Here is a 14,953-nt window from a genome sequence, read left to right on the forward strand (position 1 = left end):
CTATTCCGCAAACCAGAATGTGTCCGGCCGGTATACGCCGAAAAACGATGACGGAGCCCAGGAATAGATACCCGTCTCCGGCACATTTTGCAGCTTGCTGTTGATCACGACAGGCTGGATGACTTCCCTGGTCGTGCCGATCGAGAACACTTCCTCGGAATAAATCTCCAGCATCTCCGACCAAATGGCTTCACGTTGCGCGTCATTGGTTGATGCACGCCAGGCGTTATAGAGCTCAAGCAGGCGTTTGACGGATGGTAGGCTTGGCGGTTCGCCGGCCTTTCCACCTGTCTGGGTGTACTGGCCCCAGACCGGCCAGTTTGGTTGAGCGGGTGAAACAGGCGCCAGCTCTTCCGGGTTGAGGTCTGGTGTTGCGAGGCCGATATTGAGCCCCTTGGAGACAGTCATCATCGTCTCGCCGGTCAAAAAGCGGCGTCGGTGAATGTCACGCTGCAACGATCGGGTGAAGATGCGTATGCCCAGTTCGTCCCAGTGATAACGGATTAATTCCAGCGCGTCGGTCTGTTCCGTGCTCTCGCCGGCGCTTTCAATGATGATTTCCATCGGGCGTCCGTCCGGCAGCAGGCGCGTGCCCTCGGCATTCTTTTTGTTCAGACCAAGGTCATCCAGCATCCTGTTCGCAAGTTCGGTGTCATGCTGAACCCAGCTCGTACCAAGCGATTCCTTGTAAAGCGGCGATGCTTCAAGGACGGTGTCGGCACCCGGCTTTGCCATGCCGAAGAACAATTGTTCGTTCAGCTCGTTGCGGTTTACTCCGATCGAAAGCGCGCGGCGGAAATCGCGGTTCTGAAAAAGATCGCGCCAGGCCTCATCCTTGTAGTTCAGGTTGGGATAAAGCGAAATCTGCGAGGCAATGCCGGCACGCCAGGGAAGAACGCGATAGCCCTGCTTGCCTTCGCCCTCCTTGAGGAAGGTAAAGTTGTCGAACCGCAGATAACGTGCTTGCAGGTCGCTTTCGCCGGCGCCGGTCTTTGCCGGCACAATATCGGTTGATCCCATCAGCAGTACGACTTCGTCGATATAGGGAAGCTGCTGCCCGTCCGGGTCAACGCGGTGATAATAAGGGTTGCGCTGGAACACCATGCGCTTTGAAGGGCCGGCGGTGGTGTTGTGCCAGGGCTGCAGCGTCGGCATTTCCGGGTTTTCCGGACGGTACTGCCGCCCAAGGCCCGTATGCATTGCGGCCCAGTTCCGATAGCCGAGTTCTTCGGCTTTCTTTTCCACTTCTCCCCTGTCCGAGTAGGTGGGGTGAAACTGCTTCATGAAATGCGCGGGCTTGTAAATATATGTGGCGCGCGGATAGGCAAGACCGAGCGGAAAAGCCGGATTTGGCTCCTCCCACGTATAGCGGATCGTGTGGTCGTCAATAACCTCGAATGTCGGCGGTTTGCCGTTGGAAAGCAGTACCTGCGGCAGGCCGGCGCGTGTCAATTCCTCATTGTTGACGACATCATCCCAGTAGTAGCGGAAGTCTTCTGCAGTAAAGGGATGCCCGTCGGACCATTTATGCCCCTTACGCAGGCGAAGGGTGAATATACGCCCCTCCTCCACCTCAAAGCTTTCGAGGATATCCGGCTTGAGAGCAAATTTTTCGTCGAAACCAACCAGCCGCGCGTAACCGTAGACGGTCATCATGCGGATGTCCTTGGCTTTGCCCATCAGCATTTCCATGCTGCAGCAATATCTGCCGATGCTTCGGCCATTGGCCTCAAAATTCACCACCAGCGGCTGTTCCGGCAGACGCTCGCTCATCGGCGGCAGATCCCCGGACTGGACCATTGGTTCAAGTATGGGCGGCTCTTTTAGCGCTGCGGCCGCCGCAGCTCCCGTAAGAACCGCTGTACAGAGTACAGCCAGGAATTTGCTTACAAGTGAAATGTGCTTCAACATCATGCTACCAGCCTTGTCGTATCACAGTTTGGGCGCACAAGAACGTAATGGTCCTCGCCGACCTCAAGCATTTGCATTTCCGCCCCGGGTCCTTCCGGGATGAACCGTTCATCCCACTTCTCCGATGCGCTGGATGAGAGGATATCGGCGTGTCCCAGCGCCAGCGGGCAAGCCAAATCCGTTGTGGGAATGGATTGCAATAGACTTAGAGTATAGGGGTGTACGGGGTTTTGGAACAATACCCGGCCAGGAGCGATCTCTACGATTCGTCCTCGACGCATGACCGCGACGCGATCAGCCACGTAGTTAACAACTGCTAGGTTATGGGAAATGAAGATACTCGTCAGATTCAGCTCTTTTTGAAGACGGATCAGGAGGTTGAGGATTTGGGCCTGAACCGATACGTCGAGAGCAGAAACCGGTTCGTCGCAGATCAGAAGATCAGGATCGAGCGCAAGTGCCCGGGCAATACCGATACGCTGGCGTTGGCCGCCGGAGAAACTGTGGGGATAGCGGTTCAGGAATGTCGGCGACAATCCAACCATGCTCATCAGTTCCCGCGCCCGCTCTGCTCGCCACTGACGGTTGCCTTCGCCGTGAATTTCCAGCGGCTCCGAAAGGATATTCAATACAGTGGAACGCGGACTGAGCGATGAAAACGGATCCTGAAAGACCATCTGGATCTTCCGGCGAACATCAAAGAGTTGTCTGGCGTGGAGCGCAGCGAGATCGATTTCACCCTTGCCGTCGTTAAACAAGATTGAACCACCAGACGGCGTAATCGCACGCATGATCAGCTTGCTGATCGAGGTTTTGCCGCAACCGCTTTCGCCCACAAGCCCGAAACACTCCCCGTAGCGGACTTTGAAGCTCACATTGTCGACCGCAATGACGCGGTCGGCTTCTGAACTGACCAGCATGCTGCCCTTTTTCGACTCGAAACTTTTGGACAGGTTTCTGACCGTCAGGATGTTGTCGTCCTTGGAGTAAGATCTCTGCTGGGCCTTTTCCTTGAACGATTCAGGTAAGGGCTGGGTCACTTCACGCAATGCCACCAGTTTTTCGCCGGGTTCCATGTCCAGCTTCGGAACCGCGGCCAGGAGCGCCTTGAGATAAGGGTGCGTGGGGTTGTGAAAAATATCCTCCAGAGTTCCGGCTTCCATGATGGCGCCGTGATAAAGCACCAGGATTTCGTCAGCCATGTTGGCGACAACGCCGAGATCATGGGTGATCAAAAGCAGGGACATATCGAGCTTACGCTGTACATCCTTCAAAACGGCAAGAACCTGCGCCTGCACGGTCACGTCCAGCGCCGTTGTCGGTTCATCGGCAATCAGCAGTGCGGGATTGCAAACCAGTGCCATGGCGATCATGGCGCGCTGGCGCAAGCCGCCTGACAATTCCATCGAATACATGTCGTAGGCACGGGACGGGTCGGGAAACCCGACAAGTTCGAGCATCTGTTCCGTCAATTCACGACATTCGCCCTTGGTGACGTCCCGGTGAAGGTACAGCGCCTCGTCTATCTGATTGCCGACAGTGTGCACCGGCGACAGTGACGTCATCGGCTCCTGGAAGATGATAGAGATGCGCCCTCCCCGCAATTGCCGCATCTGCCGGCCATCGCGCGGCAGGCTGACAATGTCGACCGGCTCGTCGCCATTCAGAGGGTCGTAGAATTTAATCGACCCGCCGGTCACCTCGGCAACATCAGGAAGAATGCCCATGATAGTCTGGGCTATGATGGATTTGCCGGAGCCTGACTCTCCCACAAGCGCAACTGTCTTACCCTTTGGGATCCGAAAGCTGACACCGTTGACGACGTCTACCCTCGTCCCCTGTGATCCGATCCCAACGCGCAGATCCTCCACGCGCAGCAAATCGGAAACTCCCTCATTCATTAAGCGCCTATTCCCCTGTGAACCGGTCGAGCGTTTTTTTCTTGCCGCTTCGTCACCGTTGTTTAGGCCATATTTGCAGCATTTTTATATCAGTGCCAATGACCCTTTTGAAAACAGATAGATCTTATCCTGAGAAATCGGCTCAACAAGAGCGTTTTCAGCGTCCGTGACACCAAGAATAAACAGGCAGATCCGCAGGACTCCGGCATGGGAGACAATAACCGATGGGCGGTCGAAACCATCGAGCAGTGTTCTCAAACTGGCAAGGCGTGACGCGTGACTTTCTCCGCCGGGCGGGACGAACCGCCACCGGTCGGCTTTGCGTGCCCGGCGCAACTTGGGGAAAGACGCCTTGACCTCAAGTGTTGTCATACCCTCCCAATCGCCATACGAAATTTCGCGCAGTTCCGGAAGTTCAAGCAGATTGGCCGGTTGTGTCTGCAGGCGCCGTGCCACAATCCTCGCGGTCTGTCTTGCCCGGCGAAGCGGCGAGCTGAGGATAGGAATGCCGTCCGCATCGGGGCCGTGCGTATTCAGATATTCCAAAAGACGCTGTGCAATATGCTCGGCTTGGGCCAGGCCAACGTCATCAAGGGCAATGTCACTGGACCCCTGAAACCGGCCCAGCCGGTTCCATTCGGTCTGGCCGTGCCGTATCAGAATAATATCCGGATGATCGCCGATCTTACTTGCCACCGGTCTCGGAATGGTAGCGGTCGTACCAATCCACAAAAGCGGTAAGGCCTTCTTCCAGCGGCGTATGGACCTTGAAACCAAAGTCACGTTCCAGGTCCGACGTATCCGCATAGGTCTCGTAAACGTCTCCCGGCTGCATCGGCAGAAACTCCTTGACCGCCTTCTGCCCGGTTACCTTCTCAAGGGTTTTGATCATCGTAAGAAGTTCGACAGGCTCGCTGTTGCCGATATTATAAAGCCGGTAAAGTGGTGCGACCTCGCCATCGGACGCTTCCGAAGTCTCTGTGGCACCTTGCGGTGGAGATAGAAGGACCTTTACGACACCGTTCGCAATATCATCCACATAGGTAAAGTCGCGGCGCAAATCTCCGTTGTTGAATACTTTGATGGGATCGCCGTTACGGATCGCCTTGGTGAAGAGGTAGGCCGCCATGTCAGGCCGGCCCCAGGGTCCGTAAACGGTAAAAAACCTTAACCCCGTGACAGGAATATTCCAAAGGTGACTGTAGACATGCGCCATCAGTTCGTTTGATTTTTTGGTGGCTGCATAGAGACTTATGGGATTGTCCACATTCTGGTGGGTGCTGTAAGGCACGTCGTTGCTGTTGCCGTAAACAGAGCTTGAGCTGGCATAGGCCAGATGCGTAACGCCGCTGTCCCTGCAACCCTCGAGAATATTGAGGAAGCCGGTAATATTGCTGTCCACGTAGGCATGCGGGTTTTCAAGCGAATAACGAACGCCCGGCTGTGCGGCAAGGTGGGCGACATGTGATGGCCGAACGTTTTTGAAGATCGTGGCCACCGGATCCTTTTGTGCAAGGTCCACACGTTCGAAGCCGAAACCATTGCGACTCTGGAGTTGGGCAAGCCGTGCTTCCTTCAGGCCGACATCGTAGTAGCTGTTCATATTGTCGATGCCGACGACGCGGTAGCCGGCATCCAGTAGAAGCCTTGTGACATGAAAGCCGATGAAGCCTGCTGCCCCGGTTACAATGATCGGGGCTGATATCTGGTCTGCCATAGATGAAGTTTCCACAGTGCTGGACGGTCGAAGTGTCTTTATATGGTTTGGAATTGTTCTGCGAATTGTTTATACCGCCACACACTGGCAAAGAAAACGCCATGACCCAAGGTTCAATGCAACAGGTCGACACCCTACCGAAATTTAGCGCATGAGGCTGTTTTGATCATAACGATTATCGGAACCGGTTATGTCGGTCTCGTCACGGGCGTGTGCCTGTCCGAGTTCGGCTTCCACGTTACCTGCGTCGACAACAATCCGGACAAAGTGGCGTTGTTGAAAGATAATATCAGTCCGATCTACGAACCCGGACTGGAGCAGATGATGCGCCTGAATGCCGAGGCAGATCGGCTCAAGTTTGAAGGTGACGTATCGCAATGTGTCCCGGATTGCGATGTCGTCTTTCTTGCAGTTGGCACACCGTCCATTGCCGGCGGGGAAGACATAGACCTGAGCTACGTGTTCTCTGCCGTTGACGATATCGCTCCTCACCTGACAGACGGAACCGTTGTAATTGTAAAATGTACCGTCGTACCGGGCACATGCGAGCGCGTCAGGCAACAGATTGCAAAACTGCGCCCGGACCTTGATTTTTCCGTCGTCAGCAATCCGGAATTCCTGCGCGAGGGGTCAGCCATTCAGGATTTCATGAGGCCGGACCGGGTTGTCATCGGTGTTCACGACGAACGTGGCCGCGAAGTCGCCGAAGCGCTCTATCGGCCGCTGAAGCTTCAGGATACGCCGATCTCCACGACGTCACTCGCCGGAGCGGAACTGAGCAAATACGCCTCGAATGCGTTTCTCGCGATGAAGGTCAGCTTCATCAACAGCATTGCCGATCTGTGTGAGAAAGTGGAAGCAAACATTATCGAAGTTTCGGAAATCATTGGTCTGGACCAGCGGATCGGAGACAAGTTCCTGCGTGCAGGACCCGGCTTTGGCGGATCATGTTTTCCAAAGGATACGCGTGCCCTGGCCGCCTTTGGCAGATCCGTTGGCACCGACCAGCCGCTCGTCGAGGCAACGATCTCTTTCAATGAAGATCGAAAAAACAAGATGGCTGAACGGGTGCTCGAAACCATTGGTGACCCCGAAGGCAAAACTGTCGCGGTACTCGGCATCGCCTTCAAGCCGGATACGGATGACATCCGTGAGTCACCGGCTCTTCCGCTTGTGGAACTGCTCATCAAGAACGGTGTGGAGGTTCGCGCCTTTGATCCCAAAGCCATGGAACCGGCGGCAAAGCTTTATCCGCAGGTGGTCTGGGCCGATGATCCCTATGAAGCAGCCATCGGCGCGCATGCCGTCGTCATCATGACTGAATGGAACGTGTTGCGTGCGCTGGAACTGGAACGGTTGCGGGACGGGATGGCGGAGCCGCTGATGATCGATCTGCGGAACATTCATCGGCGGAAGGAGCCGGCGCGCTACGGCTTTACCTATGTAAGCATCGGGCGCGACCCTGCCTCACCTGCACAATAAGCGAAAGCATAATAGCCACCACGGTGAGCGCTAGCTTGCCCAGCCGCCGGCAAAGGGAATTGCCTGTCCAACGAAGAAATCGCTTTGGTCACTCGCCAGGAAGAGAGCCAGAGCGACGTCTTCTTCCGGTTTTGCGAGCCGGCCGATGGGTACTTGTTCTTTCAAATTTTTCTGAAACTTCGGATTGGCCTGCAAATCGGGGGGATAGTAAGCCGGGTTTTCCACCCAGTTCTGGGCAATCAGGTTCACCTGTACGTTATGCCGCGCGACTTCGACGCCTACTGATTTGACATATGATATCTGGGCGCCACGGGCGGCGCTGTAGGCGGCAAGTCTTCCCATGGGGCGCAGCGGCGTCGCGCTTCCGAATACAATGATTTTGCCCTTTCGGCGGGCGATCATTTCAGGCAGAGTATGCCGTACCAGCCCGTGCAGAGGATGCACCAGTAGCGAGAACGTTTCCTGCCAGGCCGGTTCATCGAGTTCGGTGACAAGCGTGCCGTAAAGGTTGGGCGCTGCCAGGTTGACAATCAACACGTCAATCAGTCCTGCGCCCTCTATCAGTCTTTGGCAATCCTCATCGCTTTTCAAATCACTGGCGTCGGCGAGTATTTCGGCGCCGTTTTTGGAAAACTCCTCTGCACATGCCGGTCCCATAAACCGGTCGGCATGTGTCACCAGCACCCGTTTGCCGTTCATATCATAGGTCATATGACTCTGCCCTTTCACGCTGACTGGCTGCCCCTGTGCGAGGATCACGGCCCCTGATGCGCCATGTCGACGAAGTCCTGAAACGATTGCCGCTTTGCATTGCGACGTGCCCGCCCCCGGAACCGGTCCAACCATGTCTCAAGATAGAGTGACGAGAAGTCGAACTGAGAACCAAGAATCCGCTCCCTCTGCTGCTGCATAAAGTTCACCGTCACCTCACTCCAGTCATCAACGACACAAACCGGCAGGTCGTCGAACAGACTGCTGATCCCTGAGCGGGGAACAATCGGCACGGACCCCAGCAGTAACGCCTCCCAGGTCCTATGGCAGTCCAATCCGGCGCCAAGCGGGCTGAGCGTGAAGAAATGGGTCGCATTGTTCTTCCAACTTGTGGAACGCTCGACGGAAAGCCTTTCCAGCGCCAACGTATCAAAGTCCACAGCGTTAATGCATCTTAACCGGTCGCCACGATCCAACGCATGATGCCAGTTGCAGTAGCCGGCAAGTTTTTTCTCTTTAAGGCGCGGTGCCGCAATCCTGATCGTATCAAGCGTCTTTTCCTGTTCTACGGGGGTATCGAAATAGCCCCAAGGATCAAAGCGCATCTGGAACGTCAGTGTGTGGTAGTCGAGACCGATCGGCAGGGGTCTCAGTTTCGGGTGATTGTCGTTGCAGTTCTGGGCGTACCAGGACACAAGATTCGGGTTGTCCAGCAGACGGGAACGCAGTTCCTGCTCAAGGTCTCTCGGTCCTGCTTCGACGTCACAGCAACCGGTTACCAGAACAAACGGCATGTCGAGACTTTCGAGAGAATTCTCGCTGAACTTGTGAAGAAATTCGGTCTTGACGTAGATGACGGGCGGCGGCGTGTCTGAACGGCTACCCTGCCCGTTTGCCGGAATAGCTTGGTGCGGGCTACCGTCCACCGTCCAGAAATCACATGTCTTCTTGATTCCATGGCTGCCGACGTAACGGCAAGCCGCCTCGGTTTTTCCGGATGCGTGAAGCCGGTACGACAACAGGGAGCCATAGGCCCCGAGATGATTTGAAATCCGACGTACCCGCCTTTTCAGTCCCATCGGCTTATCCCCAAACCTTGTCAGAAAGGTTCACTGTGCCCCCACCCATTTGCAGGCTGCTGCCGCGTTGTAATGCGCAGGTTGAGACTTGCCAAGAATGCGGTTGTATCCCATGTGATGATTCAATAAACCATTGGCAAAAAAGCGCAAACGTTCCGGCTGGTTTAGGTTGGACTTGCGATACTTTACATCTTTTTAGGAGAGATTATGCGCGAGATTCTCGTAACCGGCGGGTCAGGGTTTTTGGGTTCGCATCTGTGCGATGCCCTTCTGGAACGCGGCGGCAGCGTCTTGTGTGTGGACAATTTCTTCACTGGCCAGCGCAACAACATCAAGCACCTGCTTGGACGCACTGACTTCGAGTTGATGCGCCATGATGTGGTGGACCCGTTGAATGTTGAAGTGGAGCAGATTTTCAACCTCGCCTGCCCGGCCTCGCCGGTCCATTATCAGTTCGATCCGGTTCAGACCACCAAGACAAGCGTGCTCGGTGCTATCAATATGCTTGATCTTGCCAGGCGGCTGGACGTTCCGGTGCTTCAGGCGTCGACCTCGGAAGTCTATGGAGATCCGCGTGTGCATCCCCAAAGTGAGGACTACTGGGGACGTGTCAATCCGATCGGTCCGCGCAGTTGCTACGATGAAGGAAAACGCTGCGCTGAAACCTTGTTCTTCGACTATCACCGCGAGCACAGCGTCAAGATCAAAGTTATGCGTATTTTCAATACGTATGGCCCGCGCATGCATCCGAATGACGGACGGGTGGTGAGCAACTTCGTTGTTCAGGCTCTCCAGGGCGACCCCATCACAATCTATGGCGACGGAAATCAGACGCGCAGTTTCTGCTATGTCGACGACCTGATTGGCGGAATGCTGGCATTGATGGACAGCGCCGATGGCACAACCGGTCCGGTTAATTTCGGTAACCCCAATGAATGTTCAATGCTCGAACTGGCAGAACGGGTCTTGTCCCTTGTCGACAGTAAGTCCGAGATTGTGTTCAAACCATTGCCTCAGGACGATCCGATTCAACGTTGTCCCGATATAACTATTGCCAAACGCGACCTCGACTGGGCGCCCAAGGTCAACCTTGAAGACGGGCTTGGTGAAACCGTTTCCTGGTTCAGACACACACTCGACATCTGATGCAGAAGGTCGCAGCCGTTCTGATTTCTCTGAATGGCTGATTGACAACATACCCGGTAGTATGTTCCTCTCCTGTTAAAGAATACAGGGGTGTGAGGCCGTCATTGGCCGGTGCAATCCCGAAAGGGTTGAGGAGGAAAACACCGCCTATGTCCGCATCGGCGACACAGAGCCCGGTACGCCCGGTTCAGGAAGACATTCTCAACGCAGCCGCAAAATGTTTCATGGCGCGTGGATACGCGGCAACCAGCATAGACGACGTCGCACGCAGTCTCGGCGCAACCAAGGGACGCATATATCATCACTATCGCTCAAAGGCGGATCTTTTTTTTGATGTGTTTCGCCACGGTATGCAGATGAATTTCGATGCGATCACGCCGATTGCATCGCAATCCATGCCAACTGCCGAGAAGCTGCGGAGGATGACCAAAACCCATTGCCTGGCCATGATCCACACGCAGCCCTTCCAGCGTTGCGTGTGGGAGGGTGTCGAACTGCTGCAACGCGGCGCGACGACGCCTGAGCAGCGTGAAATTCTGATCGAACTGCAGTCTATGCGGGATAATTATGCGGAGATTTTCCGTACTGTTCTCGACAAAGCAAAACAGGAAGGAATTGCCCACTTCGAAAGCTCAAGCATTGCCTTACAACTTATGTTTATTTCACTGAATTCACCTCTTTTCTGGTTTCAGGAGCGTGAAGGTCAGGATGAGAGTACGATTGAGCACATTGCGAGCCAGTGCGCCCTGTTTGCGCTGCGTGGTCTCGGGTTGACGGAGGAACTTGCTGAAAATGTCTGACATGAATTTGGGTATTACCGACAAGGTCGCACCGCTGCTTGAAGAGGTTCGCACGATGGTGCGGGATGAGATTCTTCCGCTTGAGGAAGAATTTCTGGGCGAAGTGGACAAGGATGACCGGTGGACTTACACACCCCGACAGACCGAGATTCTCGAGGGCTTGAAGACGAAGGCCAGGGAAAGAGGCCTCTGGAACTTCTGGCTTACCGACTCAGATCGCGGTTACGGACTGACAACCGTAGAATATGCATATCTCGCGGAGGAAATGGGCAAGGCCAGCATAGGGGCGGAAGTCTTCAACTGTTCGGCTCCGGATACCGGAAATATGGAGGTGCTCGAGCGCTACTGCAGCGACAGCCAAAAAGACAGATGGCTGGCACCGCTGCTGGAAGGGAAAATCAGATCAGCCTACCTGATGACCGAGCCGGACGTTGCCTCTTCCGACGCTACGAATATCGCCATGCGTTGCGAGCGCGACGGTGACGACTACGTTCTCAACGGAGAAAAGTGGTGGTCATCCGGCGCGGGCGATCCGCGCTGTGAAATCTACATCGTTATGGTCAAGACCGGTGGCGACGATCAGCCCAAGCATCAGCGTCATTCTATGGTACTGGTCCCGGCCGATACGCCCGGCATCGAAAAACTGCGCGCAATGCAGGTTTATGGTCACGATGATGCACCGCATGGCCACCTGCATATACGCTTCACCGATGTGCGCGTACCGGCGGACAGCCTCATTCTTGGTGAGGGACGCGGTTTTGAAATCGCGCAAGGACGCCTGGGTCCAGGCCGCATTCACCATTGCATGCGAGCCATCGGACAGGCCGAGCGTGCCCTGGAAATGATGTGTCAGCGTTCGCTTCGACGCGAGGCTTTCGGAAAACCACTTGCCAAACTTGGCGCCAACTATGACATCATTGCCGAATGCCGCATGGATATCGAGATGGCGCGTCTGCTTTGCCTGAAGGCAGCCTGGATGATGGATCAGGGCGACGCGCGTGCTGCAGCGCCGTGGATCAGCCAGATCAAGGTGGTGGCTCCGAGGGTTGCACTCAAGGTAACGGATGAAGCGGTTCAGATGTATGGCGGTGAAGGCGTTTCGCAGGATACTCCCCTCGCCCGCGCATGGACAGGATTGCGGACGTTGCGGCTTGCCGACGGGCCGGATGCTGTCCATCGCATGCAGGTCGCCCGCAAGGAACTGAAGCAATACACCCAGGAGCGTGTCTGACCATGAAGGCAGTCGTTTGCGAGGCATATGGTCCGCTGGAAAACCTTGAATACAAGGATATCGATGATCCGCACGTCAAGGACCATACGGTGGTGGTCAGATCCGAGGCCATCGGTGTGAATTATCCTGATGGCCTTTTGGTCAAGGGTTTATACCAGATGAAGCCGCCAACGCCCTTTGTTCCGGGAATGGAAGTTGCCGGCATCGTTGAATCAGTCGGATCGGCGGTGGAGAAATTCAAACCGGGAGACCGTGTCGCAGCGCTCGGACAACTGGGCGGCTATGCCGAGCTGGTTGCTGTGCCCCAGGCCGCTGTCTTTCCGCTCCCACCGGACATGGATGCGGCCAATGCATGCGCCTTGCTATGTGCCTATGGAACGTCTCATCACGCGCTTAAGCAGCGGGCCGAACTCAAGCCAGGCGAGACCATTGCAATATTGGGCGCCGCCGGCTCGACCGGTATCGCCGCGATCCAGATCGCCAAGGTCATGGGGGCAAGGGTGATTGCCGTGGCATCTTCCCCGGAAAAGCAGTCCGCGGCGCGCGCTGCCGGCGCTGATGACGTCATTGGCTACGACAACCTCAAGGACGATCTGAAAGGCCTGACCGGCGGCAAGGGTGTCGATGTGCTCTTTGATCCCGTCGGCGGGGATGCATTTGATGCGGCATGCCGCGCCATGGCCCGCAAGGGGCGGCTTCTTGTGGTTGGATTTGCCTCGGGCCGCATACCGGAACTGCCTGCCAATCTGACGTTGGTGAAAGAATTCTCATTGGTTGGTGTCTTCTGGGGCTCGTTCACACAACACGAACCGCAGACCTATGCAGACAATATGAAGGAGCTGATCGGCTGGTACCTTGAAGGCAAGGTCAAACCTCATATTGAAGGTCGGTATCCGCTGCAGCAGGCTGCCGACGTGCTGACAAGGGTGCTTGACCGCGGCGCTGTCGGCAAGCTCGTTCTTGTACCTGAAGGAGCTTGACGATGACATTACCCAAAGAGACGTTCGCATTGGTGCAAAAGCATGACGGCTACTCGGGAACGTCCGAAGGTCCGCACATTGAAAGCCTGGACCTTTATCTGGAACCTGCAACCATAGCGTTGCCCGAACTTGCGGACGGTCAGGTGCTCATCCGCATGGCCATGGCATCGATCAATCCGTCCGATCTTCATTATATCAAGGGCGAGTACGGACACCCCCGGGTGAAGGGCGCTGCGGCGGGCTTTGAAGGCGTTGGCGAAGTGGTTGCCGGGAACGGTGACTATGCGACCTCACTGGTGGGCAAGCGTGTTGCGTTTACGGTCGATCCGGCAGGATCCGGAACATGGGCCGATTATGCAATCACCTCTGCCAAAGTCTGCATTCCGGTGCGTGACGACATGCGCGATGAGGATGCGGCGGGCCATGTCGTCAATCCGCTTACGGCGATGGCTATGTTCGACATTGTCCGCGCATCGCAAACCGGCAGTTTTATACTGACCGCCGCCAACAGCCAGCTGTGCAAACTGCTTACCGCGCTCGGACGCGATCATGATATTGCGCCGATCGCGATCGTGCGCAAGCAGGAGCAGGAAGAGCATTTGCGGGAACTTGGCGCGAAACATGTGCTCAACAGTTCCAGCGACGGTTTTGCAGAAGAGCTCAAGAACATCATAAGGTCCGAAAAACCAAGGGTGATGCTGGATGCGGTCGCCAATCAGACGTCTTCCGACATCTTCACCGCCATGCCGAACCGGGCACGCTGGGTGGTCTACGGCAAGCTCGACCCGACGCCGCCGGTGTTGAATGAGATGGGACAGTTCATCTTCATGGAAAAGCGTGTGGAGGGGTTCTGGCTGACGCGGTGGTTCATGAACACCCCGCTCGACGAGCAAATCCGGATTATCGGCGAAGTACAGGAACGTTTTGTGTCAGGTAAGTGGCAAACGGAAGTCGGCGCCAAGATAGGTCTCAAGGACGCCATGTCCGATCTGGCCGGCGCACTACAAAATGCCAATGGAAAGGTCATGCTGGTTCCGTAGATTTACAGTGGAAACGCAGGCATGCGCAGCAGCGCATAACGGATCGAGCGTCAACTCGGGCTTTGGGAGGGCCATTGAGTGGATATATTGCAACTGATTGTTAGCGGGTTGGCCAATGGGTGCGTTTATGGCCTGATCGCTCTTGGGTTCGTGTTGATCTACAAGGCGACAGAGTCAGTGAATTTCGCGCAGGGCGACTTCATGATGCTGGGCGCCTTTATCACACTCGGCTTTACCAACGCCCATTATATGGACCTGCCCTTCTGGCTGTCGGTTCTCCTGGCCATTTCGATCATGGGCGTGCTCGGCTATCTGCTGGACTTTGTCATATTGCGCAGAATGTTCGGCCAGTCGCAGGTTGCCGTCGTGATCCTGACCATCGCGCTGGGTTTTGTCATCCGCTTTATCGCCGGCGCCATCTGGGGCCACGAACCGCAATCGCTGGAATCGCCTATTGCCGGCAGTGAATTGCGATTTGGCGGTCTTGTACTGGGCCTCGATGAGGTATGGGTGATCATCATCACACTCCTGCTGACGGGCGTGCTCTACCTGTTCTTTGCCCGGACCAAGCTTGGCGTTGCCATGCAGGCCTCGTCGCAAAACCAGCTTGCCGCCTACTACATGGGTATTCCGGTCAAGCGCATACATTCGCTGATCTGGGGCCTTTCCGGCATTGTCGCGACAATTGCCGGCATCCTCTTTGCGTCCAAGGGATCGATTGATCCGGCTGCCGGCCTTCTGGGCATCAAAGCGTTTGCGGCCGCAGTGATTGGCGGCTTCGGCAGCCTGCCCGGTGCGCTTCTTGGAGGCATTATTATCGGTCTGGTTGAACCGTTTGCCGCCAGATACATGCCTGCCGGCTATTCGCAGATTTTCCCTTATCTGATCCTGATTGTGATGCTGGTGGTAAGGCCGCATGGCATCCTCTCCCAGATCCAGACAAAAAAAGTGTGAG

Annotated in this window: 13 protein-coding genes; 7 read left to right on the forward strand and 6 right to left on the reverse strand. The window is 55.7% G+C overall.

From position 1 onward, the window contains the following. The 4 genes from OQ273_RS08505 to OQ273_RS08520 form a co-directional block, all read right to left on the reverse strand. Positions 1 to 1,773: an ABC transporter substrate-binding protein gene (locus OQ273_RS08505; protein ID WP_267990019.1), complete on the reverse strand. Its 1,773-nt coding sequence runs from the start codon at positions 1,771 to 1,773 to the stop codon at positions 1 to 3. Between the two features lie 137 nt (positions 1,774 to 1,910). Next, complete coding sequence (locus OQ273_RS08510; RefSeq protein ID WP_267990020.1) at positions 1,911 to 3,812, reverse strand: ABC transporter ATP-binding protein; 1,902 nt, start codon at positions 3,810 to 3,812, stop codon at positions 1,911 to 1,913. An 84-nt stretch (positions 3,813 to 3,896) separates the two neighbouring features. After that, positions 3,897 to 4,508 (reverse strand): histidine phosphatase family protein, encoded by a 612-nt coding sequence (locus tag OQ273_RS08515; protein ID WP_267990021.1) that lies wholly within the window; start codon positions 4,506 to 4,508, stop codon positions 3,897 to 3,899. Next, positions 4,498 to 5,529, reverse strand: coding sequence for an NAD-dependent epimerase/dehydratase family protein (locus OQ273_RS08520; RefSeq protein WP_267990022.1), 1,032 nt, complete (start codon positions 5,527 to 5,529; stop codon positions 4,498 to 4,500). The genes OQ273_RS08515 and OQ273_RS08520 overlap by 11 nt, the downstream gene beginning before the upstream one ends. 162 nt (positions 5,530 to 5,691) lie before the next feature. On the opposite strand from OQ273_RS08520, the gene OQ273_RS08525 reads away from it, so the two are divergent. Beyond that, on the forward strand, positions 5,692 to 7,011 hold the full coding sequence (locus OQ273_RS08525) for a UDP-glucose dehydrogenase family protein (RefSeq protein WP_267990023.1): 1,320 nt from the start codon (positions 5,692 to 5,694) through the stop codon (positions 7,009 to 7,011). 30 nt (positions 7,012 to 7,041) lie between these two features. Here OQ273_RS08525 and OQ273_RS08530 read toward each other — a convergent pair whose 3' ends face one another. Continuing rightward, on the reverse strand, positions 7,042 to 7,722 hold the full coding sequence (locus OQ273_RS08530) for an SDR family oxidoreductase (RefSeq protein ID WP_267990024.1): 681 nt from the start codon (positions 7,720 to 7,722) through the stop codon (positions 7,042 to 7,044). 44 nt (positions 7,723 to 7,766) lie between these two features. Further along, entirely contained in the window at positions 7,767 to 8,801 is a 1,035-nt protein-coding gene (locus tag OQ273_RS08535) for a hypothetical protein (RefSeq protein WP_267990025.1), read from the reverse strand. Positions 8,802 to 9,008: 207 nt separating this feature from the next. Between OQ273_RS08535 and OQ273_RS08540 the strand changes: the two genes are divergently transcribed. From OQ273_RS08540 to OQ273_RS08565, 6 genes are all read left to right on the forward strand, one after another. Continuing rightward, complete coding sequence (locus OQ273_RS08540) at positions 9,009 to 9,947, forward strand: UDP-glucuronic acid decarboxylase family protein (RefSeq protein ID WP_267990026.1); 939 nt, start codon at positions 9,009 to 9,011, stop codon at positions 9,945 to 9,947. A 41-nt stretch (positions 9,948 to 9,988) separates the two neighbouring features. Further along, positions 9,989 to 10,747, forward strand: coding sequence for a TetR/AcrR family transcriptional regulator (locus OQ273_RS08545; RefSeq protein WP_267990027.1), 759 nt, complete (start codon positions 9,989 to 9,991; stop codon positions 10,745 to 10,747). Continuing rightward, positions 10,740 to 11,978: an acyl-CoA dehydrogenase family protein gene (locus OQ273_RS08550; protein ID WP_267990028.1), complete on the forward strand. Its 1,239-nt coding sequence runs from the start codon at positions 10,740 to 10,742 to the stop codon at positions 11,976 to 11,978. The genes OQ273_RS08545 and OQ273_RS08550 overlap by 8 nt, the downstream gene beginning before the upstream one ends. Positions 11,979 to 11,980: 2 nt before the next feature. Continuing rightward, positions 11,981 to 12,958, forward strand: coding sequence for an NADPH:quinone oxidoreductase family protein (locus OQ273_RS08555; protein ID WP_267990029.1), 978 nt, complete (start codon positions 11,981 to 11,983; stop codon positions 12,956 to 12,958). 2 nt (positions 12,959 to 12,960) lie between these two features. Continuing rightward, the gene (locus OQ273_RS08560) at positions 12,961 to 13,998 is read left to right on the forward strand and encodes an alcohol dehydrogenase catalytic domain-containing protein (RefSeq protein WP_267990030.1); all 1,038 of its coding nucleotides are present in this window, start codon (positions 12,961 to 12,963) and stop codon (positions 13,996 to 13,998) included. Between the two features lie 78 nt (positions 13,999 to 14,076). Beyond that, on the forward strand, positions 14,077 to 14,952 hold the full coding sequence (locus tag OQ273_RS08565; protein WP_267990031.1) for a branched-chain amino acid ABC transporter permease: 876 nt from the start codon (positions 14,077 to 14,079) through the stop codon (positions 14,950 to 14,952). The last annotated feature ends 1 nt before the right edge of the window (position 14,953 follow it).

Source organism: Hoeflea prorocentri, assembly GCF_027944115.1.
In the GTDB taxonomy this organism is placed as follows: Bacteria; Pseudomonadota; Alphaproteobacteria; order Rhizobiales; family Rhizobiaceae; genus Hoeflea_A; species Hoeflea_A prorocentri.

Excerpts from the sequence above, each read along its gene's own strand:
- OQ273_RS08505 (WP_267990019.1), bottom strand. The coding sequence starts at position 1,773 with ATGAGCGAGCGTCTGCCGGAACAGCCGCTGGTGGTGAATTTTGAGGCC.
- OQ273_RS08510 (WP_267990020.1), bottom strand. The coding sequence starts at position 3,812 with ATGAATGAGGGAGTTTCCGATTTGCTGCGCGTGGAGGATCTGCGCGTT.
- OQ273_RS08520 (WP_267990022.1), bottom strand. The coding sequence starts at position 5,529 with ATGGCAGACCAGATATCAGCCCCGATCATTGTAACCGGGGCAGCAGGC.
- OQ273_RS08530 (WP_267990024.1), bottom strand. The coding sequence starts at position 7,722 with ATGACCTATGATATGAACGGCAAACGGGTGCTGGTGACACATGCCGAC.
- OQ273_RS08535 (WP_267990025.1), bottom strand. The coding sequence starts at position 8,801 with ATGGGACTGAAAAGGCGGGTACGTCGGATTTCAAATCATCTCGGGGCC.
- OQ273_RS08540 (WP_267990026.1), top strand. The coding sequence starts at position 9,009 with ATGCGCGAGATTCTCGTAACCGGCGGGTCAGGGTTTTTGGGTTCGCAT.
- OQ273_RS08550 (WP_267990028.1), top strand. The coding sequence starts at position 10,740 with ATGTCTGACATGAATTTGGGTATTACCGACAAGGTCGCACCGCTGCTT.
- OQ273_RS08555 (WP_267990029.1), top strand. The coding sequence starts at position 11,981 with ATGAAGGCAGTCGTTTGCGAGGCATATGGTCCGCTGGAAAACCTTGAA.
- OQ273_RS08560 (WP_267990030.1), top strand. The coding sequence starts at position 12,961 with ATGACATTACCCAAAGAGACGTTCGCATTGGTGCAAAAGCATGACGGC.